This window comes from Candidatus Palauibacter irciniicola, from assembly GCF_965208695.1.
GTDB lineage: Bacteria > Gemmatimonadota > Gemmatimonadetes > Palauibacterales > Palauibacteraceae > Palauibacter > Palauibacter irciniicola.
The window spans coordinates 166439-192826 of sequence record NZ_OZ242352.1; the positions used below are offsets into that span (position 1 = coordinate 166439).

24 protein-coding genes and 3 pseudogenes are annotated in these 26388 nt (G+C 70.1%); 13 read left to right on the plus strand and 14 right to left on the minus strand.

Annotated elements, in window-relative coordinates:
- Window positions 1–3: 3 nt before the first annotated feature.
- Window positions 4–396 (plus strand): annotated as a pseudogene (locus ACOGI9_RS00710) (vitamin K epoxide reductase family protein); the annotation flags it as partial.
- Between the two features lie 153 nt (window positions 397–549).
- Here ACOGI9_RS00710 and ACOGI9_RS00715 read toward each other — a convergent pair.
- The 6 genes and pseudogenes from ACOGI9_RS00715 to ACOGI9_RS00740 form a co-directional block, all read right to left on the minus strand.
- Window positions 550–1395 (minus strand): annotated as a pseudogene (locus tag ACOGI9_RS00715) (creatininase family protein); the annotation flags it as partial.
- Between the two features lie 37 nt (window positions 1396–1432).
- Complete coding sequence (locus tag ACOGI9_RS00720; protein ID WP_419858004.1) at window positions 1433–2323, minus strand: sigma-70 family RNA polymerase sigma factor; 891 nt, start codon at window positions 2321–2323, stop codon at window positions 1433–1435.
- 103 nt (window positions 2324–2426) lie between these two features.
- Window positions 2427–2579: a heme exporter protein CcmD gene (locus tag ACOGI9_RS00725; protein ID WP_419858005.1), complete on the minus strand. Its 153-nt coding sequence runs from the start codon at window positions 2577–2579 to the stop codon at window positions 2427–2429.
- Between the two features lie 7 nt (window positions 2580–2586).
- Window positions 2587–3246: a cytochrome c biogenesis protein CcsA gene (gene ccsA, locus ACOGI9_RS00730; protein ID WP_419858006.1), complete on the minus strand. Its 660-nt coding sequence runs from the start codon at window positions 3244–3246 to the stop codon at window positions 2587–2589.
- 10 nt (window positions 3247–3256) lie between these two features.
- Window positions 3257–3937, minus strand: a complete 681-nt coding sequence (locus ACOGI9_RS00735) for a heme exporter protein CcmB (RefSeq protein WP_419858007.1) — start codon at window positions 3935–3937, stop codon at window positions 3257–3259.
- Window positions 3934–4584: an ATP-binding cassette domain-containing protein gene (locus ACOGI9_RS00740; protein WP_419858008.1), complete on the minus strand. Its 651-nt coding sequence runs from the start codon at window positions 4582–4584 to the stop codon at window positions 3934–3936. Before ACOGI9_RS00740 ends, ACOGI9_RS00735 begins: the two co-directional genes overlap by 4 nt.
- A gap of 53 nt (window positions 4585–4637) precedes the next feature.
- Here ACOGI9_RS00740 and ACOGI9_RS00745 point away from each other — a divergent pair, with 53 nt between their 5' ends.
- The 5 genes from ACOGI9_RS00745 (at window position 4638) to ACOGI9_RS00765 (ending at window position 10652) form a co-directional block, all read left to right on the plus strand.
- Window positions 4638–5843 carry a 2,3-bisphosphoglycerate-independent phosphoglycerate mutase gene (locus ACOGI9_RS00745; protein ID WP_419858009.1) on the plus strand — a complete coding sequence of 402 codons (1206 nt, stop codon included), beginning with the start codon at window positions 4638–4640 and terminating at the stop codon, window positions 5841–5843.
- A 160-nt stretch (window positions 5844–6003) separates the two neighbouring features.
- On the plus strand, window positions 6004–6804 hold the full coding sequence (locus tag ACOGI9_RS00750) for a helix-turn-helix domain-containing protein (protein WP_419858010.1): 801 nt from the start codon (window positions 6004–6006) through the stop codon (window positions 6802–6804).
- Window positions 6805–7242: 438 nt separating this feature from the next.
- A complete protein-coding gene (locus tag ACOGI9_RS00755) occupies window positions 7243–8406 on the plus strand; it encodes a hypothetical protein (RefSeq protein WP_419858011.1) in 1164 nt (387 codons plus the stop codon).
- Window positions 8403–9092, plus strand: coding sequence for a hypothetical protein (locus ACOGI9_RS00760; RefSeq protein WP_419858012.1), 690 nt, complete (start codon window positions 8403–8405; stop codon window positions 9090–9092). Before ACOGI9_RS00755 ends, ACOGI9_RS00760 begins: the two co-directional genes overlap by 4 nt.
- Window positions 9093–9161: 69 nt before the next feature.
- Entirely contained in the window at window positions 9162–10652 is a 1491-nt protein-coding gene (locus ACOGI9_RS00765) for a carboxypeptidase regulatory-like domain-containing protein (RefSeq protein ID WP_419858013.1), read from the plus strand.
- Between the two features lie 11 nt (window positions 10653–10663).
- Here the strand turns inward: ACOGI9_RS00765 and ACOGI9_RS00770 are convergent, their stop codons facing one another.
- Window positions 10664–11005 carry an SPW repeat domain-containing protein gene (locus tag ACOGI9_RS00770; RefSeq protein ID WP_310758014.1) on the minus strand — a complete coding sequence of 114 codons (342 nt, stop codon included), beginning with the start codon at window positions 11003–11005 and terminating at the stop codon, window positions 10664–10666.
- A gap of 80 nt (window positions 11006–11085) precedes the next feature.
- Window positions 11086–13374 (minus strand): heavy metal translocating P-type ATPase, encoded by a 2289-nt coding sequence (locus ACOGI9_RS00775; protein ID WP_419858014.1) that lies wholly within the window; start codon window positions 13372–13374, stop codon window positions 11086–11088.
- Window positions 13375–13494: 120 nt separating this feature from the next.
- On the opposite strand from ACOGI9_RS00775, the gene ACOGI9_RS00780 reads away from it, so the two are divergent.
- Window positions 13495–14163, plus strand: a complete 669-nt coding sequence (locus tag ACOGI9_RS00780) for a hypothetical protein (protein ID WP_419858015.1) — start codon at window positions 13495–13497, stop codon at window positions 14161–14163.
- 3 nt (window positions 14164–14166) lie between these two features.
- Window positions 14167–15666, plus strand: a complete 1500-nt coding sequence (locus ACOGI9_RS00785) for a sodium:solute symporter family protein (protein WP_419858016.1) — start codon at window positions 14167–14169, stop codon at window positions 15664–15666.
- Window positions 15667–15688: 22 nt separating this feature from the next.
- Here ACOGI9_RS00785 and ACOGI9_RS00790 read toward each other — a convergent pair whose 3' ends face one another.
- Together ACOGI9_RS00790 and ACOGI9_RS00795 are read right to left on the minus strand one after the other, a co-directional pair.
- The gene (locus ACOGI9_RS00790; protein WP_419858017.1) at window positions 15689–16753 is read right to left on the minus strand and encodes a potassium channel family protein; all 1065 of its coding nucleotides are present in this window, start codon (window positions 16751–16753) and stop codon (window positions 15689–15691) included.
- Window positions 16750–18297, minus strand: a complete 1548-nt coding sequence (locus ACOGI9_RS00795) for a DbpA RNA binding domain-containing protein (protein WP_419858018.1) — start codon at window positions 18295–18297, stop codon at window positions 16750–16752. The genes ACOGI9_RS00790 and ACOGI9_RS00795 overlap by 4 nt, the downstream gene beginning before the upstream one ends.
- Before the next feature lie 223 nt (window positions 18298–18520).
- Between ACOGI9_RS00795 and ACOGI9_RS00800 the strand changes: the two genes are divergently transcribed.
- Window positions 18521–19873 (plus strand): alanine/glycine:cation symporter family protein, encoded by a 1353-nt coding sequence (locus ACOGI9_RS00800; RefSeq protein WP_419858019.1) that lies wholly within the window; start codon window positions 18521–18523, stop codon window positions 19871–19873.
- A 22-nt stretch (window positions 19874–19895) separates the two neighbouring features.
- Here ACOGI9_RS00800 and serA read toward each other — a convergent pair whose 3' ends face one another.
- Together serA and ACOGI9_RS00810 are read right to left on the minus strand one after the other, a co-directional pair.
- Window positions 19896–21506 (minus strand): phosphoglycerate dehydrogenase, encoded by a 1611-nt coding sequence (serA, locus tag ACOGI9_RS00805; protein WP_419858020.1) that lies wholly within the window; start codon window positions 21504–21506, stop codon window positions 19896–19898.
- 35 nt (window positions 21507–21541) lie between these two features.
- Window positions 21542–22642, minus strand: a complete 1101-nt coding sequence (locus ACOGI9_RS00810) for a pyridoxal-phosphate-dependent aminotransferase family protein (protein ID WP_419858021.1) — start codon at window positions 22640–22642, stop codon at window positions 21542–21544.
- A 166-nt stretch (window positions 22643–22808) separates the two neighbouring features.
- Here ACOGI9_RS00810 and ACOGI9_RS00815 point away from each other — a divergent pair, with 166 nt between their 5' ends.
- The 4 genes from ACOGI9_RS00815 (at window position 22809) to ACOGI9_RS00830 (ending at window position 24247) form a co-directional block, all read left to right on the plus strand.
- Window positions 22809–23072: a hypothetical protein gene (locus ACOGI9_RS00815; protein ID WP_419858022.1), complete on the plus strand. Its 264-nt coding sequence runs from the start codon at window positions 22809–22811 to the stop codon at window positions 23070–23072.
- Between the two features lie 44 nt (window positions 23073–23116).
- The gene (locus ACOGI9_RS00820) at window positions 23117–23392 is read left to right on the plus strand and encodes a hypothetical protein (protein WP_419858023.1); all 276 of its coding nucleotides are present in this window, start codon (window positions 23117–23119) and stop codon (window positions 23390–23392) included.
- A 109-nt stretch (window positions 23393–23501) separates the two neighbouring features.
- Window positions 23502–23834, plus strand: coding sequence for a hypothetical protein (locus ACOGI9_RS00825; RefSeq protein WP_419858024.1), 333 nt, complete (start codon window positions 23502–23504; stop codon window positions 23832–23834).
- Window positions 23831–24247 carry a type II toxin-antitoxin system VapC family toxin gene (locus ACOGI9_RS00830; protein WP_419858025.1) on the plus strand — a complete coding sequence of 139 codons (417 nt, stop codon included), beginning with the start codon at window positions 23831–23833 and terminating at the stop codon, window positions 24245–24247. The genes ACOGI9_RS00825 and ACOGI9_RS00830 overlap by 4 nt, the downstream gene beginning before the upstream one ends.
- A gap of 10 nt (window positions 24248–24257) precedes the next feature.
- Here ACOGI9_RS00830 and ACOGI9_RS00835 read toward each other — a convergent pair whose 3' ends face one another.
- Both ACOGI9_RS00835 and moeB read right to left on the minus strand, forming a co-directional pair.
- Window positions 24258–25190 carry a cobalamin-binding protein gene (locus ACOGI9_RS00835; RefSeq protein WP_419858026.1) on the minus strand — a complete coding sequence of 311 codons (933 nt, stop codon included), beginning with the start codon at window positions 25188–25190 and terminating at the stop codon, window positions 24258–24260.
- Between the two features lie 15 nt (window positions 25191–25205).
- Window positions 25206–26382: pseudogene (moeB, locus tag ACOGI9_RS00840) on the minus strand (molybdopterin-synthase adenylyltransferase MoeB).
- Window positions 26383–26388: the final 6 nt, after the last annotated feature.

Consider the following 26388-nt stretch of genomic DNA (forward strand, 5'->3'; position numbering starts at 1 on the left):
CCCATGAGTGAGTTGAACCGGCGCCGGGGGATCGCGCTCCTGGCGCTGGCCGGCGCCTTCCTCTCCACCTACCTCTTTCTCTACGCGCTCGGCTACTACGGCGAACTCGCGTGCGGCGCGGGTGGCGGCTGCGACCTCGTGCAGGGATCGCGCTGGGCCCGCTTCCTCGGATTCCCCGTGGCCGGCTGGGGCGTGGGCTGGTACGCGGCCGTGTTCGGCGTCTCGATGCTGGGGACCCGGGACGGCATCGGCGCCGCCGGCTGGATCCCGCGCGTGCTGGCCGTGCTCGCCCTGGGCGGACTCGCCTTCACGATCTACCTGACGGCGCTCGAACTCTGGGTCATCCACGCCATCTGCCGCTGGTGCGTGGGAAGCGCCGCCATCACCCTCGGAATCTTCCTCCTCACCCTTCCCGAGTTCCGCGCGCTCCGCTCGCTGACGCGCCCGAGCCAGATCAGGAACCGGGGGGCGGAGTTCGTTCCAGCGTTCGATGAAGGCCACCGCGGCGTCGACGAAGATCTCGGTGGCGACGCGGCCGCGTTCCACCGTCGCTTCGGCCGGATGTCGCGTGCCCCACACGCCCGTGGACGACATCTCCGCCGACGACGTGCCCTTGCCGGTCGACTCATCCTTGAGCCCCTCGGCGAGGAACACGGCAAGCGCCGTCGGGTCGCCGGCCAGCACGTCCGGGAGCATCGCCTCCAGGTGGGCCGGCATCGTGACCTCCGCCGGCACCGCCGCGTCGATGTCCACCAGCGTCGGCATGAGATAGAGCGAACTCGAGGTCTCGGGCGTCCCGCCGTGACGGTCGAGTTCGTCGGGCGGCGGCGTCGGGACGGAGGCCATCCGCTCCCGATCCCGGAAGCGCCCCGACACCGCGCCCAGGTCCACGGCGATCCCCGCCGTCTCCTGGTTGATCCGGTCCACGATGAACGTCGTGATGGCGCGGTTCCCTCCGTGCGCGTTCATGATCAGGAAGCGCTTGAAGCCGTGCGCGATGAGGCTCTTGACCGCCTCGACGTACACCTCCTGGATCAGCGTCGAGGGCAGCGTGATCGTCCCCTCGAACCCCATGTGATACGGGGACTGCCCCGGCAGCAGGATCGGAGCCACCAGCACGTCGGCCCGCTGCGCCACGAGCTTCGCCTGCTCGACCCCGTTCAGGTAGTCGGTGCCGATCGGCAGGTGGTTGCCGTGCTGTTCCAGCGCGGCGACCGGGATCAGGACCATGTCGCTGCGCGCGAGAAAGTCCCGCACCTCCGGCACGGTCATGTGCGGCAGGTAGTTCTTCACCTTCTCCTGCGTCCACAGCGGGTTCGTCTGCGCGGACGCCGCTGGAGCGAGGGAGACGAGGAAAGCCAGCGAAAGCAGTGAGATGGGCAGGGACCGTCGCATGGGACCTCTCCTGTCGTGCTGGTAGGCCCCCGGGGTTTCAGGCGGTCGCGCGCCAGAACCCTTCCAGCGCCTCTCCGTCCGGCGAGGCGCGCAGCTTGTCGAAGGCCCGGTTTCGGATTTGCCGGATGCGCTCGCGGGTCACGCCGAGGAGCGAACCGATCTCCTCCAGCGTCATCTCCTCACCGTCGTCGAGGCCGTAGTAGAGGACGAGGATCTTCCGCTCGCGCTCGGTGAGGTAGCGCTCGAACATCTTCTCGAGGAACTCCCGGCGCGCCTGGTCCTCGACATCCTCCTCGATGTCCGCGTCGTCCATCCCGGAGAAACGCTCCCCGAAGGACGCGCTGTCGCGGTCGGACTTGTCGAGCGGCGCGTCGAGGCTGAGTTCGGCGGAGGCCACGCGCCGCAGGGCGCGCACCGTCTCCACCGGCTCCTCCATCTCCTCGGCGATCTCACGGTCCGTCGGCGAGCGCCCCAGCTTCTGCGTGAGCGCCGTCTCCGTCCGGGAGAGCTTGACGAGGTTGGAGTTCTGGTTCAGCGGGATGCGCACGGAGCGGGTCTGCTCGGCCAGCGCCTGCAGCACCGTCTGCCGAATCCACCACACCGCGTAGGAGATGAACTTCACGCCCTTGTCGGGATCGAACTTCTTGACCGCCTTGAGCAGGCCCTCGTTCCCGATGCAGACGAGTTCGGCCAGGTTGAGGCCCCGGCCCTGGTACTTCTTCACATACGAGATCACGAAGCGCAGGTTCGCCGTGACGAGGCGCTCTGCCGCGTGACGGTCGCCCGCCCGCGCCTTCCGCGCGATCTCCCGCTCGATCTGCGGGTTCTCGATGAGCGGATAGCGCTCGACATCCTGCAGATACTGGTCGAACGAGTCGAGCGCGTGCGTGTCGAAGAACATGCGTCGGCCGGTAGCCGTCTTCGCCATATGAAATCCGAATCCTGACCCGGGTCGGTTGTCCGATCGCTCTTGATACAAACCTGAAATGATAGAGAAAACCGGAGCGAACCGCACGTTTTCCCGACTGCTTCTACCCCGGACCCCCCGCTCCGGCTCCCTCGCCGCCCCGGCCCGAAGCCGGGGCCGCCGCGCGTTCCCGGCGCCGCAGGCGGAGGAGATACCAGCACAGCGTGACCCAGGTGATGCCGTATCCGGCGCCGATGAACAGCCAGTGATCGTTCATACCCGGTTCACCCTTCCTCCGGACCCGACAGTTCGAGTTCGAGTTCCGTTGCAGCCAGCCGGTAACGCCGCAGCCACAGGTACGCGAACGCGAGCGTGTACGCGACGAATCCGAGCAGCATCACGAGCCCGTACGCGCTCCACATCGACTGCGGAGAAGACGGGGGCTGGTGGAGGCTCCGCCACCAGAACACCGACAGGTACACGATCGGGACCTGGACGAACGCGATGAGACCGATCACGGCCGCCCAGCGCGCGCGCCGGTCCGGATCCTCCGCCATCGACCGCACGACGAGGTATCCCGTGTAGATGGGTACGAGGAGCGCCGTGGTCGTGATTCGCGGGTCCCACGCCCACCAGATCCCCCACGTGGGCCGGCCCCACAGCGTGCCGAGGATGAGGGTGAGGACGGCGGCGACCACCCCGAGTTCCGCGGCGGAAACCGCGAGGAGGTCCCATTTCAGCCGGCGCTGCACGAGATAGAGGATGCTCATGAGGAAGACGACGAAGAACGCGAGCATCATCACCCACGCGACCGGCACGTGGACGTAGAGGAGGCGCTGGACCTCGCCCTGCAGCGCGTCGGCGGGCAGGACGGCGAGTCCGAGCACGGTGCCGACGGCGATGAGGGCGATTGCAAGCCACCCGAGCATGGTCAGTCTATTCATTGAACCCGCATCACTCCTCGAGGACGACGGGGAAGATCCAGAGACAGACGACGAACAATATCACGTCGTACGATGCGAGTAACCTCAGCCACCCTCCCGCCCGTCCGAGCGGGTCGCCGGCCAGGAACGCCTCCGTGGCGCCGACGCTCCCGAGGACGACGGGGACGAGGGCGGGGAAGAGGAGGAGCGGCAGCAGGAGTTCGCGCGCCCTGAGGTGGACCGTGAGGGCGGAGAAGAAGGTCCCGATGACGGAGAAGCCGAAGGTGCCGAGCGCGGCCACGAGGAGGAGCGGGCCGGCCTGCGCGGCGAAGTCGACCCGGTACAGGATCGCGGCGGCGGGGAAGAGGACGACCTCGAGCGCGGCGAGCACGACGAGGTTGCCGGCCAGCTTCCCCAGGTAGATCGCGCGCACGTCGCCGGGATAGAGCCGCAGGAGGTGGGTGCCGCCCGCGAGTTCCTCGTTCTGGAACGTCCGGCCGAGGGAGAGGGTGCCGGTGAAGACGATCGCGACCCAGAGGAGGCCGCCCGCGAGCCGTCCGAGCAGGTCGTTGTCCACCCCGATGGCGAAGCCGAACATGAAGAGGACGAGCGCGGCGAAGGAGAGCATCGCCGTGAAACCCTGCCGCGTGCGGGTCTCCGAGAGGATGTCCTTCCACAGGATGGCGGCGGCTCGCCGCGCGAGGGCGCTCATGCGGTGTCGGCGGCCACCCGGCCGCCCGCCAGCCGCACGACCTCGTCGGCGTGTCGGGTCGCGTCCTCGACGCGGTGCGAGGCGATGACCACGGCGGCGCCCGCCTCGCGCCACCCGCGGACCGCCTCGTGCACGAGGCCCACGCCGTCCTCGTCCAGGCTCACGAAGGGCTCGTCGAGCAGCACGAGTTCGAGGGGACGGAGCCCGAGCCGCGCGAGTTCGAGGCGCTTGCGCATCCCGGTCGACCAGGCCCGCACGGGGACGTCCGCCGCCCCCCCGAGGTCGGCCGCGGCCAGCGCGTCCCGCAGGTCCTCGTCCGCCGCCGCCGTCCCGGACATGCGGGCCGCGAAGCGCAGGTTCTCGACCCCGGTCAACTCCTCGTACGCGTGCCCGCCGGCCGTCATGAACGCGGCGCGCGTCCGGATCTCATCCCCGCCCGCGGGGAGCGCGTGCCCCAGGACCTCCACCCCGCCGGCCGTCGGCCTGAGCAGCGTCGAGATCACGCGGAGCAGCGTGGTCTTCCCCGTCCCGTTGGCGCCGAGCAGCGCGACGACCGCCCCGCGCGGCACGGCGAGATCGACGCCGCGCAGCGCCCAGCGCCGCCCGAAGCGCCGGGTGACGCCGTCCGCGGCGACCGCGAGGCTCACCGGCGCGCCCGCGCGATTGGCCAGCCGCCGGGGCCGCTCATACGTTCCGCCGCATGGAACTCGACCGGATCGCCCGCCTCGCCGGAGGCGGCGGGGGCAAGGTGCTGCTCTACGTGCTCGACGGGCTGGGCGGGCTGCCGCGCGAGCCCGGGGGGCCGACCGAACTCGAGGCCGCCCGCACCCCGCACCTGGACGAACTCGCGCGCGCCGGAACGTGCGGCCTCCACGACCCCGTTGCGCCGGGCATCACCCCGGGCAGCGGCCCCGGCCACCTGGCCCTGTTCGGCTACGACCCCCTCGTGTACGAGATCGGCCGCGGCGTGCTCGAGGCCCTCGGCATCGAATTCCCCCTCCGGCCGGGCGACATCGCCGTGCGCGCCAACTTCTGCACCCTCGACGCCCGAGGCCGGGTGGCCGACCGCCGCGCGGGCCGCATCCCGTGCGAGGAAGCCGCCCCCCTGGCCGCTCAGCTCAACGGCATCGAACTCGCCGGCGCCCGCTGCACCGTGCGCCACGTGAAGGAACACCGCTTCGTCCTCGTCCTGCACCCCGATGCCCCGGCGGGCGACGCCGTGAACGACACCGATCCCGGCCAGCCCGGCCTCCCGACCCGAGCCCCCGTAGCGCGAAACGCGGAATCCGAGCCGACCGCGCGACTCCTCGCGGCGTGGCTCGAAGCCGCCGCCGAACGGCTCGCCGGCCGGACGCAGGCGAACATGGCGCTCCTGCGCGGCGTCTCCAGCCAGCCCGGCTGGCCCCGCTTCAGCGACGTGTTCGGCATGCGCGCCGCCGCCGCCGCCGCGTACCCCATGTACCGCGGCGTCGCGCGCCTCGTCGGCATGGATGCGCGCACGGTGCCCGCGGGCGCCCCCCCGCTCGTCGACGCCCTGAAGGCGCGGTTCGCCGACTACGATTTCTTCTTCCTCCACTTCAAGCCTCCCGACAAGGCCGGAGAAGACGGCGACTTCGACCGCAAGGTAGCCGCCATCGAGGAAGCGGACGTCATCGTCCCCGACCTCGTCGATGCGGGACCCGACGTCATCCTCGTGACCGGAGACCACTCGACCCCCTCCGTCATGAGCAGCCACAGCTGGCACCCCGTACCCTTCCTCCTCCACGGCCCCCCGGCCCGCAACGACGCCGCCACCACCTTCGGCGAGACCGCCTGCCGCGCCGGCGTCCACGGCCGCGTCCGAGGCTGCGACCTCATGCGCCTCGCCGCCGCCAGCGCCGGCCGCCTCGCAAAGTTCGGAGCCTAGCAGCAACCCTCGAATCCGTACAGCCCAAGCGGGTTTTCGGCGATTCCGACACTCCCGCCCGGCCCCACCACCCTTCGAGCCCAAGTAAGGTTCGACGCGCTGGAGGCATCTACATCTAGAAGTCAGGGGGATACATCGAAAACGTTCGGCGCAGGTACGCATGATCAACGTTCTTGCAGGCTCGGAAGACGACGCCGCGCTCATCGCGCGAGCGGCCGGCAACGCCGCACGGGTTGTGACGGATGCCGCTCAGTTCACGAATGGCGATGGCCCCGTGGAGTGTCTGATTCTCGGTTGCCGCCATCCCATCCCGGCGGAGACGATCGACCTACTGCGGGACATCGAACGGAGGAGGCTGTGGCTGCCCATCATCCTCGTCACGGATCGCGAACCCGAAGCCGTTCGCCGGCTGAGCGACGTCAAAGCGTCGGCCATCGTCTGGTTCGCGGACCTCCAGACTGAACTCCCGCTCGAGATCGAAGCCGCCCGCGGGTCGGTCCCGCTACTGCGCCTGGCTGAGCAAGCCGCGGAAGCGACGCTGCCCCCCGCCCTTCGAACCGCGCTGCCGTACAGCCTCCGTGCCGCCACCGACCGACCCGCGCGTAGCGTCAAGGAGTTGGCCGCCGCCGTTCGCTACTCGCCGATCACACTCTCGAAGGCGTTCAGCGACTGGCAGGGCGGCAGGACGACCCTGAGCCGATACCTGGAGGCCCTGGTGATCCTGAGAGCCAGGCAACTTCGTTCCTCGGGTCTGGGCTGGAAGCGTGTGAGCGCGTACCTGGGCTTCGCCCGCGAGACGCTTCAGCGCAAGTCGAAACGCTGGCCCGGGTGCACGCTGGTGCAACTGGAGAAGGTGCCTCCCGACCGCCTGCTGGCGGCTCTCGTGGAGCGGTTCCTGCAGCCGACGCGGCCCGGCGACTCCGGGAACCAGGTGGCGGATTCCGGTTCACGGAACGCCTGAAACCACATGCGGCCAGCCTTACACCGATTTCGTCAAAGATTCGCCGACATTGCATCTACCCGACGACGGTTGCTGCCCCGCAGCGTCCATGTGCGAGCCTCGGGTATCAATCCCTGGGGCAAGAGTCCCTCTGGATCAGGGAGGCAGAGATGTCGAACGTAAGAACACGAAGCTATCGGCTTGTTGCGTGCGCTCTGGTCGCAGCACTCGTAGCTTCGCTTGTACCGCATCAGGCCGCTCACGCGGAAGCCGCTGCTCACGCGGAAACCGCCATTCACGCTACGCCGGCTACCGCAGCGACCGTCGCGGCTTTCCAATCGGGCGGTTGCGGTGAAGACGCAGTAGCTGGCGGGTGTGTCACAGTCAATCTAATTCTCTTCGTGTGCGAGGCTTGTGACTGTATGTACATTGTAGAGGGCAGCGACGGCCACAGGCGACTTGTCCGACATCACTGGAACGACTGTGGCCCTGCTTAGACGAACGATTGGCTGGAGCGTAGCGGCGATGGTTGTGGCCATCGCCGCTGCTTGCGATTGGACCCAGAATCAGTCCGACGCGAGTACGCCCACTCCATCAGGCGCCACCCCCACGGCTTCGGTGGCCGGTTATCGGGTTTTCGAACCTGGAGCGCTCATCGCGGGGTTCCCCGCCGATCCCCTCGACATGCAATCGGAGCTACTGATCGGGTACGCGTCGGATCTCGCCGTCGACACCCGAGGGAACGAGATATACGTCCTCGATATGTTCGCGAAGCAGGTCCTTAGTCTCGACCGGGATGCGAACCTGCGTGCCATCATCGGGGGTCCGGGTGGGGGGCCCGGCGAGTTCGAAAACCCGTATTCCATCGAAGCCGATCCCCGTGGCGGCGTGTGGGTGGCCGATCTCCGGCTCGCTCGGATGTCGCGGTTCGACGCGGACGGACATCTGCTGGAAGAGTTACGGGTTCCGGAGATGGTCCGGGGCTTCGCCGTGCTGCCGGACGGCGCGGTGCTGTACCGGAAGTTCGATGGTCGGGGAGTCTCGCTCACGGTGCAGTCCGGAGAAGACGCGGTGGATCTCGCCGGGGAGCTTCCCCCGGAACTGGCGCCTGATGACTTTCAGTCGTTATGGGCGGAGTACGATCTCGAATTCGCAGTCGTTGCGCACGATACGGTCGTGGCCTTCCGGAACACGGATGTCCGGGCGTACGGCGCCTGGCGCATCGCGTTAGACATCGCGGCCGGCCGGATCACGGATGTCGAGCCGGTCGCTTTTCCGGCGTGGCTCGTCAACGCCGTCGCCGCCGACGCCGAGGCGGTCGGGCGGGAGGGCCTGTCTACCCAGACCATCCCCTTCTCGCGAGGCGTGCGGATGGGATTGGGCGGTCTCTGGGTAGCGCCCGCCTCCACCGCGCACCTGACCCTCGCGACGACGATTCCGCTGTCGGAAGGCGACTCTGTTTCCGTCGTTGCGCGCTGGCGCGAGCCACGCGCCTCCGACTGTTTCGGACTGGACTACGCCCTCGTCGGCGGGCGGCTGGTGGAACTCTGCATGAACGAGGTAAGGGTCTATGGAGTGCAGTCTGCCGCACCTGAGCTGCTTCCCTTCGCCGGTCCGATGTGATCCGCCTCTACCATCGCTTTCTGTCGTTGTTGGATGCGTTGGCGGCGGAGCCCGTGTGGAGGCGGTCGCTCGTCGCCTATCTCGCCGTGAGCGCCTTCCTGTGGACCGCGGCAGCGCTGGCTCACGCCGAGCATGGAATCGTCATGGCGATGCGCCTTCCGATCGCCGTTGCCGTCCCGTTCGTGGTGGTCACGTACGCCGTCGCCTCCGTCATTCGTGAAATCCTCACCACGCCCGCGTACTTCGTTGCGCTGGCGGGCATTCTCCTGGCGGTGTCGCGATTCACGCCGGGAGAAAGAGTGTCGTTCCGACAACTCTTCAGCGTGACGGTCCATGTCGGGTACATCCTGCTTGCCGGCCACGCGCTCCGAGTCGCCTTGGCGCTGGGCGGCGTGGAACTCGGCGGGACTGCGGCAACCCTGCTGCCGGATCCCGATGCGATGTTCCTTCCGGATCCCGCCGAGCCGGTCCCGGCGGGCAGCCACAGCACGTCCTTTTCGGGGTTCGCGGGGTCCCCGGCCGACATCCCGGCCGTGGGAGCGTTCGACACGGTGTTCCACGCGCTGCTCGGCGTCGCGTACTGCCGCATCCGCGGTCGGCGCCTGATCTTCGGGGCGGCGTGGGGGGCCGGACTCTCGCTCCTGGTCGACGTCGTCTGGCTGCTCTTGCGCATCACCTTTGCGTAACCTTTGGTGCTCTCAGATCGTGTAGCGGGAAGAGAGAGATGCACGTCGTGCGGCCCGGAGGGTATTCGGATGATCAGGATCGCGGTGGATTCAGCGCACAACGCCGCGCTCACTACGTCGCCGGGTTCCGGGAGGTCGCGGGTCCGGGGCGGGACGTGGCGGGCGCTGCTCGCGGCGCTTGCGCTGAGTGTCGCGGGGCCGGCGGTGGCGGTGGGGCAGGAACCGGGCCGGGTGGCGGGCGTGGTCCGCGCCGGGGACACCGGCGCTCCCGTCGAGGGGGCTGCGGTCCGGCTGGCTGGAGGGGCTGTCGTGGTGGCGGAGACCGTCACGGGCCCGGGCGGCGCCTTCGCTTTCGACGGCATCGCGCCGGGCGAATACGTGCTCGGGGTGCGGCGCATCGGGTTCGCCGCGTACAGCGTGCCGCTGGAGGTGGGGCCTGACGGGCCGGCCCCGCTCGACGTGCAGCTGTCGCTGGACCCGGTCGAGGTGGCGCCGCTGGAGGTGGATGTGGAGGGCCGGCCGCTCCGCTTGGTCGAGACGGGCTTCTACGACCGGTTGGAGGAGGGCTGGGGCACGTACTTCGAGCCGGAGTGGATCCGAACCCGTAGCGCGGGCTTCACGCGGTTGCCGCATTTCCTGTCAAACCTGCAGCAGCGTGCGCCCCTGTCCCGCTGTCCCACGGTGCAGGTCTGGTACGACCGGAAGTTCATCGGCGAAGTTTCTGGCTGGGGGACCAGCAAGCCGGCGTCGATCAATCCGGCCGGCACGTACCAGTCCCCCGTGGGGCCGGCCGCGTACCTGCTGGACGAACTGTCCGTGACGGATCTGGGTGCCGCCGAATTCTACCAGCCTTCGTCGCCGATCCCGCTCTTCGCGCTCAACGACATCACGATCTACTGCGGCGTCATCATCCTGTGGTCCGACTGGATGGCGCAGCTGGGGGGAGAGGCTCCGCAGATCGACGTGAAGCTCTGCGAGCCGGTCGGCGGCGCCGGCGAAGTGACGCTCGATGGCACGGTCGAGGACCGGCTCACCGAGGTCCGGTTGCCGGCGGCCCGCATCCGGGCGTCGTTCGCGCGGGCCGGCGAGGAGGGGCCGCGCGAACTTCCCGAAACCGAGGTGCGGTCCGACTCGACGGGCCGCTTCCGGCTCTGCGACCTCCCGCCGGGAACTGACGTGACGCTCGCGCCCTCCTACGGCCCCCATCCGGGCGAGGTCGCCACGCTCCGCGCCGAACCTGGTGAGGTGGCCCGTCTGATCGTCCCCGTCACGATGCCGGGGTCAGTCGCCGGGCGGGTCGTGAACGGGAACACGGGGCGCGGGTTCCCGGCCGTGCCCGTCATGCTGGTCGGCACCGACATCCGCGTCGTGACCGACGCGGCGGGCCGCTTCGCGATGGGGGACCTGCCGCCCGGCGCCTACCAGGTCCGGGCCGATTGCGGAGGCTTCGGGTCGCCAACGCCACGCGTCGTCGTCTCGGAGGCGCGTCAGGCCCGGGTCCTCCTCGTCCTCGAGCAAGAAGACCGGTCCGGCCGCGATCTACGCCGCTGCGACAACTGACACCGCCAGGGTCAGGCGGTGCTGGGGGCCTCGTCGGAGTGTTCGATCCCCGCTCCGCCCATCGCGGCGCCCGTGCCCACGGTGATGACGCCGAACATGAGGTCGTTGAAAAAGGCCTGCGCGTTGGCGAGATACCCGTGGATGAAGGGCGACAGCATGCTGTAGGCGCCGAGGGCGATGAGTCCCCAGCCGCTGATCCGGTTGATGCCGAGGTTGAAGGTGATGGTGACGACGAGGATGGAACCGCCGAGCACCACGCTGTGCCACCACAGGAAACCGAACGGGTATCCCCAGATGAACGGGGCGCCCAGGAACCAGAGTCCCAGCGCGAGACCGACCCAGCGTGAGGCCATCGAACCTCTCTCGGAAGAAACCGGATGAACCGTCGAACCGGCGCCTATGATGCGCCCCGGCAGGGGCGAAGGCAACGTCGCTACAGGCGCGCGCGGCGGAGGCGGTTCGCGTTCGTGACGACGGAGATCGAACTCAGCGCCATCGCGGCCTCCGCGATGACGGGGTGGAGAAGGCCGAGGAAGGCGACCGGGATCGCCACGACGTTGTAGACGTAGGCCCAGAAGAGGTTCTCGCGGATCTTGCGGAAGGTGGCGCGTGCGAGCTTCGTCGCGCGCAGCACGGAGCGCAAATCTCCCTGCACGAGGGTGATGTCCGCAGCTTCGATCGCGATGTCCGTGCCGGTCCCCACGGCGATGCCGACGTCCGCCGCCTTGAGCGCGGGGGCGTCGTTGATGCCGTCCCCGACGAAGGCCACGGTGCGGCCCTCGGCGCGGAGTTGCCGCACGGCCTCGACCTTGTCGGCGGGGAGCAGCCCGGCCTGGAAGTCGTCGATGCCGAGGTGCTCGGCGACGGCGGCCGCCACGGCTTCATGATCGCCGGTGAGCATCACGGTCCGGAAGCCGCGGCGGCTCAGCTCGAGGAGGGTTTCCCGCGCGTCTTCCTTCACCGGGTCGGCGATCGCGATCGCGCCGAGCAGCCGCCCGCCGGCGGCCACCCAGGCGACCGTGCGCGCGGCGTCGCGGAAACGCCGCTCTACGTCGGCGATGTCCTCCTCCGGGATGCCCTCCTCGCGCAGCAGCCGCGCGCTCCCCACGGAGACCCGCTGGCCATCGACCTCGCCGACGATGCCCATCCCGATCCGGGCCTCCACGCCGCCCGCCCGGGAGAAGGGGATGCCGCGCCCGCGCGCCTCCTCGACGACGGCGCGGGCGAGCGGATGCTCCGACGCGTCCTCCACCGCGGCCGCGAGTGCGAGTACGCGCCCCTCGGCTGCTTCGCCGGCCGCGAAGATCTCGACCACCCGGGGCGCGCCGCGGGTGAGGGTGCCGGTCTTGTCGAAGACGAGTGTGTCCGCCCGGTCCAGCGTCTGGACGGCGGCCCCGTCCCGGATGAGGACGCCGCGGGTCGCGCCGAGGCCGGTCCCGACCATGAGCGCCGTGGGCGTGGCGAGCCCGAGCGCGCAGGGACAGGCGATGACGAGCACCGCGACTGCCGCGTAGAGCGCGAGCGAGAGGCGGCCCAGTTCCGGGTTCACCCACGGGATGAACCCCGACGCCCAGCGCGCGGCCTCCGTGAAGAGTCCGGGCACGACGAACCAGCCCGCGAAGGCCGCCAGCGCGACGACGAGGATGACGGGCACGAAGATGGCGGTCACCCGGTCCGCGAACTCCTGGATCGGGACCTTGCTCGCCTGCGCCTCCTCCACGAGACGGATGACGTTGGACAGGAACGTGTCCTCGCCCACGCCCGTCGCCCGCACCCGAAGCGCGCCGGAGTGATTCACCGTCGACCCGAGGACGGAGGACCCCGGTTCCTTCTCGACCGGGATCGACTCGCCCGTCGCGAGCGACTCGTCGACCGCGCTCCGCCCCTCGAGGACGATGCCGTCCGTGGGAATCTTCTCGCCCGGGCGGATGATCATCACGTCGCCCACCGCGACGTCGCGGGTCGGGATCTCGAGTTGCGCGCCCTCCCGCTCGACCCGGGCGGCGGGCGCCTCGAGCGACAACAGGGCCTGGATCGCCGACGAGGAGCGGCCGCGCGCCTTCGCCTCCACGTAGCGACCCGTGAGGTGGATGGCGGCGATCATCGCGCCCACCGGCGCGAAGTTCATGATCATCGGGGCGAACCCGAGGACGTGCAGGACCGCCCACACCCCCGTGAGCACGGAGACGCCGGCTCCGAGCGCGATGAGGACGTCCATGTTCGGCGTGCGGCCGCGCGCCGAACGCCACGCGCTGCGCAGCGTCGGTCCCCCCGGCCCGGCGAGGACGGCGGCTCCGAGCAGCGTGACGCCGAGATCGAAGACGAGAGGCGACGGCCAGCGCAGGCCCGCGAACATCTCCGGCAGCATCCACACCATGGCCGGGACCGTGAGCGCCCACGCGGTCCACATGGTTCTCCACGCCTCGCGCGAGCGGGCTTCCGCCTCCGCCAGGCGCGAGCGCTCGGCCTCGCCCCGGTCCACGTCCGCGATGGGTTCGATCTCGTATCCGGCCCCTTCGACGGCCGCGGCGAGTTCCTCGAACGCCACGTCCCGGGTCAGCGTCAGCGTCGCGGACTCGGCCGGCAGGCTCACCGACGCTTCCACGCCGTCCACCGCGTTGAGGCTCTTCTCCACGGAGCCCACGCAGGCCGAGCAGTGCATGCCCGCGATCCGATAGGTCCTCCGCGCGGGGGTCGGTGTGCCGGTCGATCCGTCCATCATCATCCTTCCGCCGCCCTGGGCGTGAGACCCCTTCCCCGGCGGTGGCGGCGTTTTGCCGGGGGCTGCTAGTGTACTGTCGCACAAACCCACGAGTCACCGAGCTACACTAGACGCGGGGCCATGTTCAGAAAACTCAGGCAGATGGTCGACGAAGCGCTCGACCGGATGGAGGCGAAGCAGCCCGGGGCGTCCGAGGACGACATCGACCGCGTCATCCGCGCCATGCGCCAGGAACTCGTCGATACGCGGGCGCGGATCTCCGAACTCGAGGGGCTGCTCGAGTCGCAGGTGCGCCAGGCCGACCGGGAGGGGGAGGCGGCCCGGGTCGCCGAGCGGCGGGCGGCGAAGGCGGCCGAGATCGGGGATGCGGAGACGGTCGAGGTCGCGAACCGCTTCGCGGCGCGGCACCGCCAGCGGCTCGAGGTGCTCGTCCTCAAGGCCGAGGGGACGCAAGCCGAACTCCAGCAGCAGAAGGCCGAGGCGGCGCAGGGCGCGGAACAGTTGAAGAGCGCCATGGCGCGGCGGGATTCGCTCAGCGTGCAGCAACGGCGCGCGCAGGCGATCCAGCACTCCGCCGACCGGTTCGACTCGGTGGATGCGTTCGACCGCATGGCCGAGAAGATGGAGGGAAGCAGCGACCTCGACGACGCGCGCCGCCAGGTGGACGAGGCGCTCGACCCGATGGCCGGGGCGCCGGAGCGGGACTTCGTGGCCGAGCGGGAACTGCGGGAGGCGCGGGCGGACGCGATGCTCGAGGAGTTGAAGCGTCGCATGTCGAAAGGGGAGTAGCGGATGGACCTGCTGACGATCGCCGTCTTCGGCTACCCGCTCATCCTCATCGGGATCGGCGTGTGGCGCTCCAGGCAGATCAAGAGCCACGCGGACTTCATGGTGGCGGGCCGGAACGTGCCAGTGGCGCTCCTCGTGGGGACGCTCATCTGCACCTGGATCGGGTCGGGGTCGCTCTTCGGCGGGGCCGGGCTGGCCTACCGCACGGGGATCGCGGAGCTGTGGTTCTCCTTCGGCGCCTGGGTCGGCCTCCTCGTCGCCTTCTACCTCGCGCCCCGCGTGCGCTCGATCGCGAAGTACACCGTCCCGGACCTGCTCGAACAGCGCTACAACGCGGCGGCGCGCATCCTCGGCACGGTCGCGATCATCCTCGCCTACGTCACGATCGCCGCCTATCAGTTCCGGGGCGGCGGCTGGATCCTGAGCATCGTCACCGACGGCGCGATCTCTCCCACGACCGGGATGATCATCACCTGCGTCACGATCGTGGCGTTCACGGCGCTCGCCGGAATGGTGTCGATCGTCTCCGTCGATCTCCTGAACGGGATCATCATCACCCTCGGCATCGTCATCGGTCTCCCCTATCTCGTGTTCTCGAACGGCGGGGTCGGGGAGATCGCGGCCGCACTGCCGGAGCAGCATCTCACGGTGCTCGGGGGACACAACGTGCTCTGGGTCATCGGCGTCGCGATGCCCACCTTCCTGCTCATCCTGGGCGAGAGCGGGATGTACCAGAAGTTCTTCTCGGCCAAGGACGCGGGGTCGGCCAAGAAGGCCGTGGTCGGCATGTTCCTCGGCGTCGTCTTCATCGAGACGACGCTGGCCCTGATCGCGATCGTGGGCCGCGCCGTCTTCCCGGAACTCGCGGACCCGGAGCAGGTGTCGCTGGTCGGCCGCGCCGCGTCGGAGACGATCATCCTTCACATCGCCGCTAACGGCCTGCCGATCGTCGGGGGCGCGATCCTCCTCGCCGCGGCGGTCGCCATCGTGCTCTCGACGGGCAACACGTTTCTGCTCGTGCCCTCGACGAACGTGAGCCGGGACCTCTACGAACGCTTCGTGGATCCGGACGCGAGCGAGGGGCGGAAGCTGGCGTTGCAGCGCCTCTGCGTCGTCCTGTTCGGCGGGCTGGGCCTCGTGTTGCTGACGCAGTTCGATACCGTGCTCGCGATGGCGCTCTACGCCTACTCGCTCGTCGGGGCGAGCCTCACGCCGGCGCTCCTCGCCGCCTTCCTCTGGCGCCGCGTGACGCCGCAGGGAGGGGTGGCGTGTATCGCGGGCGGACTCGGGAGCATCGTGGGGATCGCGCTCCTGTCGCGGTTCGGCGTGAACTTCACCGCCACGATCGGGGGGACCGCGTTCGACTTCGCTTCGAGCGACTACATCGTGATCCCCGGCGTCCTCATCTCGCTCGGGCTCCTGATCGTCGTGAGCCTCCTCACGCCGCCCTCGCCCGAGGAGAAGTGGCGGCCCTTCTTCCAGGAGAATCCCGAGAAGCTCTGAGCGGCGGGCTCGGCTTCGGAGGTCAGCTCAGGACGTCGCGCAGTTCGTCGAAGCTGGACCGGGGTCCGAGCACCACGAGATCGTCCCCGGCCCGCAGCTTCTCCTGCGACCCCGGGTTGTAGACGAACCCCTCCGCGTCACCGCCCGCTTCGCGTCCGCGCCGGATCGCGACGACGAGCAGGCCGGTTCTGGCCTGGATCTTCGCCTCGGCCAGGGTGAGTCCCGCGACCTCGGAGGACTCCGGCACGGACACCTGCTCCAGAAGAAGGCCCATGCCGCCGGCGTCGCCGGGGGTGTCGAAGTCGACGAAGAGCGTGAGGTCGGGCCGCAGGACGAGCGAGGCCATCTGGATGCCGCCCGTCGAGTTGGGGGAGACGACGCGGTCGGCGCCGGCCTTCTTGAGCTTGCTCACCGCATCCTCGGAACGCGCCCGCCCCACGATCGTCAAGTCCGGGTTCAGTTCGCGCGCCGCCAGACACACGAATGCGTTGTCGGTGTCCGCGCTCAGCGAGGCGATGAGCCCGCGCGCCCGCTCGATCCCCGCCGCCACGAGCGCGTCGTCAGCGGTCGCATCCCCTTCGATGACCAGCGCGTCGGGGTCGATCCGGCGTGCCTCCTCGATCTGCGCGGGGTCGCGTTCGATGGCGACGTACGGGGTCCCGCGCGTGGCGAGCCTCTTCAGCGCAGCCAGGCCGGTGCGGCCCGCCCCGCACAGGATCACGTGGTCCCTGCGGCGGTCGATCCTGTTCATCGTTCTTCGTTTCTTGAGTGACTGGGTCAGGTCCATCTCGACGAGCGTGGCGGTGATGAGGGCGAACCAGATCGCGAGCGTGACGATGCCGCCCGCGATCATGAAACTCGCGAAGATGCGGCCGCCGTCCGTGAGCGTCCGGATTTCGCCGTACCCGACCGCCGAGACCGTGATCACGGTCATGAAGAATGCGTCCGACAGGTCGTATTCGGGCATGAGAGCGAAGCCGATCGTCCCGATGAGCGTGAGACTCACCGTGAAGACGACGGCCCCGAGGAGGCGGCCTTCGAACCGGCTGAAGTCGAACAGGCGCCGCACGAGGCCCATCCGACTCATCGCGCCCCGCGATCCAGGCGCGCGACGACCTGGCGCCCCTTGATCCGGCTGCCGTCGAGGCCGCGGACCACCGCGTCGGCCGCCAGCGAATCGATGTCGACGAGGGTGAAGTTCTGCCGGATGTCGATGCGCCCGATCTGTCCGCCCGCAACGGAGGTTTCGCCGGTGATCGCGCCGACGAGGTCGCCGGGGCCCGCGCCGTCGCGCTTGCCGACGCCGACGAAGACCTTGGTCCACGTGGGGCGAGTCGCGCGCCGGGCGCTCCTGTCGGGCGGCGCGGCCGCGGTGTCGCCGGACGGTGCGTCGCCGGGTGCGGCCTCCCGGGCCCCGGCAGCCGGCCGGTCCGCCGCCCGGAGGAGTCCGGCGAGGGCGGCCGCCACGCGCGCGGCGCCGTGCTCCTGGATGAGAGGGGCGAGGAGCAGCGCCCCGGCTGCGAGATCCTGCTGCCCGAGCGCGTCGGCGACGCGGGCCCGGAAGGCGGCCACGTCGTCCATGAGCGCCGGATCGGCGGACTCGGCCAGCGGTGCGACCCGCAGCCCGGCCCGCAACGCCGTCAGCTCGAGCTGACGTTCGTGCAGGGAGTCGACGATGGCGTAGCAGCGCTCGGCGGGGGCGGCCGCGCGGGCGAGGGGTTCCGGCGTCGGCGGAAGTTCGAACGCGACGGCATGGGCGGCGGGGTCGACCTCGCCCCACGCCCCGACCCGCACCGCCGCGCCGCTGTCGGCCTCGTCCGCGCCGGCTTCCTCGGACCCGGCGACGCGCAGCCCGGCCAGCGAGAGCGCGGTGCTCACATCCGCGACCGCGTCGGGGGCCGTCTCGACGCTGACGGCGGCCGCCGCGTCGGCTCGCGTGAGGTCGCGAAGCAACTCGGCCAGGCGGGCCAGCCGGCCCTCGCGCGTCGCCCGGCTCGCGACCGCGATCGCAATGCCCGTCGCGCCGCCCGCCTCCGACTCCCCGGCCCGCGGCTCGGCGAACAGTTCGTTCGGCCACCGGCGCGCGCGCGGGAGCCAGCGCTCGATCAGCTCGTCGAACCCCGCATCCCGGGCGTGGGTCGTCGCGATCCGACGGGCCCCGTCGCCCGAGGCCTGCACCACGGCCTCGACGGCCGCCCGCGCCGGCTCGAGCGCACGCACGTCATCGAGGACCAGGGTGCACAGCGCCGCGGCCGGGATGTCGCCCCTTCGCACGCCCTCCAGCAGGACGGCCGGAGGCCCGACGAGGATCGGCGCCCGCGCCACCGCCCCGCCCGCGGCGCCCGGCGCGACGACGACCTCGTACCCGGCGGCCCGGGCGGCGGCATGCATGCCCGCCGCGCAGCGCCGCGCGCGGTCCCCGGTGGCCGTGAGCACGAACGCGCGCGCCCCCGCCTCGCCGGCGGCAAGATCCCGCACGGCGGCGGCCGCGTAGAGCGGCGCGAGGCCCGCCCCCTCGGCGGCGATGAGTGCGAGGTGGCGCCCCCGCTCGATCGCGCCCGAAAGGGGCTCGAGCGCCTCCGGCTGCGGTGGGGCCGTTCCCGCCGCGGGCTCCGACTGGTCCTGGTTCAAGCGTGGGATCCCGAAGAATGAATTGGACAAGGGGTCGTGCGCGGGCTTTCGCCCAGCGGCAGGGAAGGTACGCAAGCCGTCCGTCCGTCCAAAGTGCGGGCCCACCGCCGGAAGTTCCGCGCGGGTCCCGTTACGTTGACGGCGGCTCCAAGGCGCGTCTAACGTCACCACCGGCTCGCCGCGGCCGTCCGGCGCGCCCTCCCCCGATGACCTCCGGTACGAGGTGACAGCAATTTCCGCAGTCGGAACCCTGGAGGCGATTCAAGCCTGGGTGTGGGGCGTCCCCCTCATCATCCTCCTCCTCACCACCGGCCTCGTCTACACGCTGCTGCTGCGGGGCCTCCAGTTCCGCCGGCTGGGGCACGCCCTCTGGCTGGCGCTCGTCAAGCGCCGCGAACCGGGGGGCGAGGGCGACATCTCGCACTTCCAGGCGCTCATGACCGCGCTGGCCGCAACGGTCGGCACGGGGAACATCGTGGGCGTCGCGACGGCCATCGGCGCGGGCGGCCCGGGCGCGCTCTTCTGGATGTGGGTGACGGGACTCCTCGGGATGGCGACGAAGTACGCGGAAGCGGTGCTCGGCGTCCGCTACCGGGAGACCGATGCCCGGGGGGAGAAGGCGGGCGGCCCCATGTATTACCTGGAGCACGGTCTCGGACGGGGCAGCCTCGGCCGGGGCCTCGCGATTGCCTTCGCGCTCTTCGCGACCCTCGCGGCCTTCGGCATCGGCAACGGCGTCCAGTCGCAGGCCGTCGCGGACGCGATGAACGAGTCGTTTCACGTGCCGCACTGGGTCATGGGGCTCGTCACGGCGGCGGCCGTGGGCCTCGTCATCATCGGGGGGATCCGGTCCATCGGACGGGTGGCGAGCGTCATCGTGCCCGCGATGATCGTCCTCTACATGGGCGTCGCCGCCATCGTCCTCATCTCCAACGCGGCGCAGATCCCGGCGGCGTTCCGGCTCGTGTTCGAGCACGCGTTCGGGGGGCAGGCGGTGGCGGGCGGGGCCCTCGGCTACACCGTACTACAGGCGATGCGCTTCGGGGTCGCGCGCGGGATCTTCTCGAACGAATCCGGGCTGGGCACGGGCGCGATCGCCGCCGCCGCGGCGCAGACGCGCGAGCCGGTGCGGCAGGCCCTCGTCTCCATGACGCAGACGTTCATCGACACCATCGTCGTCTGCACACTGACGGGACTCGCGATCCTCACGACGGGTGCGTGGCAGTCGGGGGCCGAGGGCGCGAACATGACGCAACTGGCCTTCGATACGAGCCTCCTCGCGGGCGCGGGGGACATCATCGTCGCCCTCGGCCTCGCGACCTTCGCCTTCAGCACGATGCTCGGGTGGTCCTACTACGGAGAGCGAAGCTTCGCTTACCTGTTCGGCGAACGCGTAATCCGTCCCTACCGTCTGGTGTTCGTGCTCGTCGTCGGTCTCGCCGCGGTCGTCGAACTCGATGTCGTGTGGCTCATCTCCGACATCCTCAACGGCCTCATGGCCGCCCCCAACCTGGTGGGACTCCTGCTCCTGTCAGGCCTCGTGTGGCGGGAGACGCGGAGCTACTTCAGCCGCTAGGTTTCTTCCACGGCCTGCCAGGTCAGTCGAAGTGGATCTGGCGGACTTCGTCGATCTCGTCGAGTGCGGTCAGGCCGCCGAGCACCTCGTGCGGAACTTCGCCGTCGATCCGCACGACGCCGAGGGAACGGCCTCCGCCGCGACGGCGCGCGAGGTGGTATTCGGCGATATTCGCGTTCGCCTCGCCGAGCACGGTGCCCACCGCGCCGATCACGCCGGGCCGGTCCCGGTTGCGGATCAAAAGGCAGGTGCCGAGCGGTTGCGTGTCGACGCGAAACTTCCCCACGCGTACGATCCGCGGCTCCATCCGCGTACCCATCAGCGCGCCGCCCACGACGTCCGTCGCCCGCCGGCCGTACCGCACCCCGAGTTCGACATAGTTCGTGTAGTCCCCGACGGCCTGCGTGCGGACGCGCACGATCTCCAGACCGCGCTCGGCCGCGATCGACAGCGCGTTCACGACGTTGAGCGGCGGGTCGACCCGGCGTTCGAGAAAACCGACCGCAACGCTCGCCGCGAGGGGCCCGAGGACGCCATCGAGCGGCCCGCCGTAGCGGACCTCGATGCGGTGCGGGGCCTCGTCGTGGAGTCCGGCCAGCAGGCGGCCCAGACAGCGGCCGAGGTACATGATGGGTCCCGCTCCGTCGCGAACCTCGGCCTCGAACGGGGCGTTGAGCGCCGCGCTGAAGTCGTCCTCGATCAGCGCGTTGCGCACGGAGATGGCGATCTGCCGGGAGACCTGCCGCTGGGCTTCGAAGGTCGAGGCTCCGAGATGGGGACTGCATACGAGTTGCGGCGCGTCGCGCAGCGGACTGTCGGTGGGGAGCGGCTCCGTCGCGAACACATCGAGTCCGGCCGCACCCAGGTGGCCGCTCCGCAGCGCGTCGGCCAGCGCGGCCTCGTCGATGAGTCCGCCCCGCGCCGCGTTGATCAGGATCGTACCCGGCCGCATGGCCGCCATCTCCTTGCGGCCGATGAACCCGCGGTTCTCGTCGGAGAGCGGGACGTGGACGGTGATCGCGTGGCACGCGGGCAGAAGCGCGTCGAAGTCGGCGAGTTCAACGCCCAGGTCGCTCGCCCGCTCGGCGCTCACGAACGGATCGTGGGCGATCACGCGCATCCCGAACGCCCGCGCGCGCCACACGACCTCCGCGCCGATCCGGCCGAGCCCGATCACCCCCAGCGTCTTGCCGCTGAGCTGGATGCCCCGCAGTTCCTTGCGGCGCCACTCCCCCGCGCGGATGCTCGCGTCCGCCTCCGGAATCCGCCGGGCCGCGGCAAGGAGGAGCGCGAACGCCAACTCGGCGGTCGACTGGGTATTCGCGGCCGGAGCGTTCAGCACCGCGATCCCGCGCCGGGTCGCGGCGGGGATGTCGATATTGTCCACGCCGACGCCCGCGCGGCCGATGACCCGGAGGGTGTCGCCGGCTTCGATAAGCTCCGCATCCACCTTCGTGCGGCTGCGAACGATGAGCGCCGACGCGCCCGGCAGCGCGCGCAGGAGCCCCTCCCGATCCCCCTCGCTGTGGTCTTCGACGGCGATCCCCGGCGCGGCACGCAACGTCTCGATCCCCTCCGGGAGAAGGGGATCCGCGATGAGAAGGCGCTGGGCGTCTCCGGCAGAATCGCTCACGGCGTCTCGCTCACGGCACGTGGCTAGTGTTCAGATCACAGAACTTCGTCGAGGACGGCCAGGAGCGCCTCCAGCTCGTCGAGCGTATGCTCGCCCATGTGTCCGATCCGGAACGACGACTGTTTCAGGGCCCCGTACCCCGCCGCCACGGTGTACCCATGCGCCAGCGCGCGCGAGACGACCTCGGGACCGGTCAGACCCTCCGGAAGCATGATGACGGTTACGCAGGGCGAACGGTAGCCTTCCGGCGCGAGCACGCGCCACGGCTGGCCCGTTCGCGCGGCCGTCCGGTCCACCCACTCGTACGTCCGCCGGGCCATGGCATCGTGACGCCCCCAGCGCGCCTCCAGCCCTTCCTCCATCATCCGGTTCAACTGCCGGTCGAGAGCGAAGAGGAGCGAGACAGCCGGGGTATTCGGCGTCTGCCAGCGCTCGAGGTTCTTCTCGAACTTGAGGATGTCGAAGTAGAAGCCCCGGTGTTCGACCTCCTCCGCGCGGGCAAGCGCCCGCTCGGACGCGACGGCCAGCGCGAGGCCCGGCGGCAGCGCCACCGCCTTCTGCGAACCCGTGAGGACGAAGTCCAGTCCCCACTCGTCCGTCTTCACCGGCGCCCCGGCCAGGGACGAGACGGTATCGACGGCGATCAGCACGTCGTCGAACTCGTGGACGACGGCGGCGAGTTCCTCCAGCGGATTGAGGACGCCGGTCGAACTCTCCGAGTGGACGACGGTGACGAGGTCGTACCGTCCCGGCGATTCCGAGAGGGCGTCGTGCAAGCGCTCGGGGAGGTTCGGCTCGCCCCACTCCGCCTCGAGCGCGTCGGCGGGGCGTCCCGTCGCCTCGGCGATCGCGTGGAACCGCTTGCTGAACGATCCGTTCGTGAGGCAGAGGACGCGGCGGCGCGTGAGGTTCGTGATCGCCGCCTCCATCATGCCGGTGGCGGACGAGGTCGACAGATACACCGGCCGCGACGTCCGGAAGAGTCGCGACGCGGACGGTTGCATCGCTTCGATCAGGCCCGAGACCTCGGCGCTCCGGTGCCCGACGACAGGTCGCCGCATGGCGTCGAACAGATCCGGAGGAACTTCGGTCGGGCCGGGCAGAAAGAAGCGGCCGAACGAGATTGGCGGGTTCATGGCGGGAGATGGTATCGCCCCCGGGGGCATCTGGCCAATCGTTCGCTCGAGGCTCGCGGCGCCGTCGGTTGACGGGCCGCTGGAGGCGCAAGATCTTGCGCCCCGCTCGAGGACGTTCCGCTCCGCCGGAGCCGTCCCCGGACCCGCTGGCCGAACCGGAATCCACATGCGATACGTCACGATCACCGACCTGTCCCCGGAAGATGTGCTCGACCGCGCGAAGAGCTTCTTCGGCGAGCACTCCAGGCTTCAGGTTCACGAGGAGACCGACGCATCCATTACCTTCGCCGGCGAGATCGGTCTGGCCCGCTTTGCGGTCGACCGCGCGGGCGGCCACACCAACGTCCGCGTGGAGACGGACCGCGTCGTGGGCCTCGACGTGACCGACCTCGCGAAGCGTTTCCTCTACACCCTCCGCAACGTCCACTGAGCGTGACCGCTGAAGCCGGCGCTGAAGCCGTCACCGGGAGCCGCATGAACGCCATCACGGTTCGCCTCATCATGCCCGACCGCTGGCTCGAGCACGTGGCCGAACTGCCGGCCGACACGACCGTGGCCGACGCCAAGGCCTTCGGCATCCGCGCGATGCTCCAGCGCTCCTCGGACGATCCCGCCGACTTCTACACCGAGTTCGCCGAGCGCCGCATCCGCGATGAGACGCGCACCCTCGCCGAAGTGGGGATCGGGTCGCGCGGCGTCCTCTCCATCCGGGCCTACGACCTCGGCCACTACCCCCCCTTCCGCGGCTAGCGCACGCAATCCTGCCCCGGCAGCCCGGTTCGTGTTTCGAGTCATTCGCGTTTCCTGGTGGTGCACGATATCATGAATCATGATGTCTATTCATGATTCAGAGCGTGATGTGGATCGGAAGCGTGACGTGGGGCGGGTGCGCGAGCCCGTCCAGGTCTACCTTGCGCCCTCCGAACGGAGGCGCTTGGAGCGGCTTCGGGACACCCTCGATACCACCAAGTCGGACGTTCTGAGGAAAGGTCTCGAGGCGCTGGAATCCCAACTCCTGGATCCGGATCTCCACCCGGCGCTCTCGATCGTTGGCCTCTTCCACGGGACGCCGCCGCGCGAGGGAGAACCGAGTCTGGATGTGGCGCGCGCTCACGATGAGGTTCTTGCCGACGCCGAGATCGACTCGTGGTCATCCGACCGGAGCGGTGAGTCCGGTGGCCGCTCGAAGTGAAAGCGGTATTCGTCGATACCAGCGCCTGGTATCCCCTGGCTGACGGCGCACACCCGGATCACCAGGCGCTCGTCGAGGCTCTTCGCGTCCGGGTTCGGCGGGGCGTCGCCGTCGTGACTTCCAACCTCGTGGTGGCCGAGAGCCACGCGCTGCTGCTGCGGCGCGTGGGGCGAGAGGTCGCGCTCGCCTTCCTCGAAGCGGTCCGGCGACCTCCGAATCGGATCGAGCATGTGACACCGGAACGGGAAGACACGGCCGTTGACTCGTGGATTCGACGTTTCGCGGACCAGGATTTTTCGCTCGCCGACGCCACGAGCTTCGCGATCATGTCCGAGTTGGGGATCGAGGAGGCCCTGACTCTGGACCGGCACTTTGCAACGGCGGGGTTCATCATGATCCCCGCCACCACCTGAGCGAGGGCCTTCAGGCTGGGGGACTCCACACGGCGGCGACGGCCGGATCCGGGGTGGGGAGGCGGTCGGGGTGGAGCAGGCCGGCGAGGATCTCGATGCCGGTGACGAAGCGGGGGCCCGAGCGGTTGAAGTAGGAGGAGGCGTCAACGACCCAGGCGCGTCCCTCGGCGACCGCGCGCGGAGCCATCTCCCCGAGACGTTCGGCGTGCGCGTCGGCATCCCGCCGGGCCGCTTCGAGGCCATAGCCGCAGGGCATGAGGAGGAGCGCGTCGGGATCGAGGTCTCCGATCTCCTCCCACGCCACCTCCCGGGAAGGCTGCCCCGCCTCGCCCGCCAGGTTCCGGCCGCCGGCGAGTTCGATCATCTCCGGCACCCAGTGGCCCGGTGCGAACGGCGGATCGAACCACTCTATCCCGAGCACCCGCAGCGGGTCGGTGTCCTGTACGGCAACGCGCACCGCGTCGAGTCGGCTTCGGAGCGAGCCCCCCGCGTCGCGGGCGACGTCCGGATCGCCGACGGCGCGCGCCACCTGCGTGAGCGAGGCGAGGATGTCCTCGATCGTGTGCGCGTCGAGCGACACGACCTCGGCATCGATCCCGCGCGCCCCGAGCACCTCCTGCACCCCGCCGGTCGGCACGGCGCACACCTCGCACACGGCCTGGGTGAGGATGATGTCCGGGTCGAGCCCTTCGAGGACGGCCCCGTCGATCTCGTACACGCTGCCGTGTTCGATCATGGCCTGCCGCACGGCGGCGTCGATCTCCCCGCTCGAGAGGCCCTCCGGGTCGAAGCGGGGGCGGCTGACGCGGGGCCGGTCGAGGAGGTGCGGCGGATGATCGCACTCGTGCGAGATGCCGACGAGGCATTCGCCGAGGCCGAGGGCGTCGACGATCTCGGTCCCCGACGCGAGGAGCGAAACGATCCGGGGAGCGGCGGCCGCCACGGGTTCAGGCCCCCATCAGTACTGCGGCATCGCCGGGTCGATCTCCTCGGCCCACGCGAGGATCCCCCCCGCGAGGTTCACGGCGTTGTCGAACCCCACCGCGCGCAGGTATTCGACGGCGCGGTCGCCGCGGGGGCCCGAACGACAGTGGATGATGAGGGGTTCCGACGCGTCCAGGCTCTCCACGGCCTGCGGGAGCGTGGCGAGCGGCACGAGCCGCGCCCCCGCCTCCTCCAGGTTGCAGATCGCCCACTCGTAGTCCTCGCGCACGTCGATGAGCTGGAAGCGCTCGCCGGCATCGATCCGGCGCTTCAGTTCGTGTACGTCGATGTCGAAGTCGTCCATCGCACTCTCCGCCTTCCGCCGCGCCGTCCGCCCGCCGTCCGCCGTCCCACCGCAGAAGCGCTCGTAGTCGATGAGTTCCGTCACCGTCGGCTCGGGGCCGCAGACCACGCACTCGGGGTCGCGGGCGATGTCGAGCGAGCGGAACTCCATGCGGAGCGCGTCGATGAGGAGCAGGCGCCCGGCGAGGGTCTCGCCGATCCCCGCCAGCCACTTGATCGCCTCGTTCGCCTGGATCGACCCCACGATGCCGGGCAGGACGCCCGAGCACCCCGGCTTCCGCGCAGTTCGGCACGAGATCCGGAGGCGGAGGATCCCGGAACAGGCAGCGATAGCAGGGCCCATCCGGCGCCGCGAACACCGACGCCTGCCCCTCGAAGCGGAGGATGGCCCCGTACGCGAAGGGCGTCCCGAGCATCACGCAGGCGTCGTTCACGAGATACCGGGTCGGGAAGTTGTCGCTCCCGTCGATGACGAAATCCCACCCCTCGAGGATCTCGAGCGCGTTCCCCGATTCCAGGCGCGCGTCGAACGTCTCGACGGCGACGTCCGGGTTCAGTCCCGCGAGCCGCGCCCGCGCGGAGGCGAGCTTCGGCGTCCCGACCGAATCGGTGTCGTAGAGCACCTGGCGCTGCAGGTTGGAGAGGTCCACGCGGTCGTGGTCCACGAGGCCGAGCCGTCCCACCCCCGCCGCGGCCAGGTAGAGCGCGGCCGGCGAACCCAACCCCCCCGCGCCCACGATGAGCACGCTCGAAGCCAGCAGGCGCCGCTGGCCCTCCACCCCCACCTCGGGGATGCTGACGTGACGTCCATAGCGGACGAGTTCGTCGCGGGAGAGGCCGTCGTTCATCGCGTC

What these genes read in the sequence shown, in the direction of transcription:
- ACOGI9_RS00720 (WP_419858004.1), bottom strand. Translation starts at nt 2,323, where the DNA reads ATGGCGAAGACGGCTACCGGCCGACGCATGTTCTTCGACACGCACGCG.
- ACOGI9_RS00725 (WP_419858005.1), bottom strand. Translation starts at nt 2,579, where the DNA reads ATGAACGATCACTGGCTGTTCATCGGCGCCGGATACGGCATCACCTGG.
- ccsA (WP_419858006.1), bottom strand. Translation starts at nt 3,246, where the DNA reads ATGAATAGACTGACCATGCTCGGGTGGCTTGCAATCGCCCTCATCGCC.
- ACOGI9_RS00735 (WP_419858007.1), bottom strand. Translation starts at nt 3,937, where the DNA reads ATGAGCGCCCTCGCGCGGCGAGCCGCCGCCATCCTGTGGAAGGACATC.
- ACOGI9_RS00745 (WP_419858009.1), top strand. Translation starts at nt 4,638, where the DNA reads ATGGAACTCGACCGGATCGCCCGCCTCGCCGGAGGCGGCGGGGGCAAG.
- ACOGI9_RS00750 (WP_419858010.1), top strand. Translation starts at nt 6,004, where the DNA reads ATGATCAACGTTCTTGCAGGCTCGGAAGACGACGCCGCGCTCATCGCG.
- ACOGI9_RS00765 (WP_419858013.1), top strand. Translation starts at nt 9,162, where the DNA reads ATGATCAGGATCGCGGTGGATTCAGCGCACAACGCCGCGCTCACTACG.
- ACOGI9_RS00770 (WP_310758014.1), bottom strand. Translation starts at nt 11,005, where the DNA reads ATGGCCTCACGCTGGGTCGGTCTCGCGCTGGGACTCTGGTTCCTGGGC.
- ACOGI9_RS00775 (WP_419858014.1), bottom strand. Translation starts at nt 13,374, where the DNA reads ATGATGGACGGATCGACCGGCACACCGACCCCCGCGCGGAGGACCTAT.
- ACOGI9_RS00780 (WP_419858015.1), top strand. Translation starts at nt 13,495, where the DNA reads ATGTTCAGAAAACTCAGGCAGATGGTCGACGAAGCGCTCGACCGGATG.
- ACOGI9_RS00785 (WP_419858016.1), top strand. Translation starts at nt 14,167, where the DNA reads ATGGACCTGCTGACGATCGCCGTCTTCGGCTACCCGCTCATCCTCATC.
- ACOGI9_RS00790 (WP_419858017.1), bottom strand. Translation starts at nt 16,753, where the DNA reads ATGAGTCGGATGGGCCTCGTGCGGCGCCTGTTCGACTTCAGCCGGTTC.
- ACOGI9_RS00810 (WP_419858021.1), bottom strand. Translation starts at nt 22,642, where the DNA reads ATGAACCCGCCAATCTCGTTCGGCCGCTTCTTTCTGCCCGGCCCGACC.
- ACOGI9_RS00815 (WP_419858022.1), top strand. Translation starts at nt 22,809, where the DNA reads ATGCGATACGTCACGATCACCGACCTGTCCCCGGAAGATGTGCTCGAC.
- ACOGI9_RS00820 (WP_419858023.1), top strand. Translation starts at nt 23,117, where the DNA reads ATGAACGCCATCACGGTTCGCCTCATCATGCCCGACCGCTGGCTCGAG.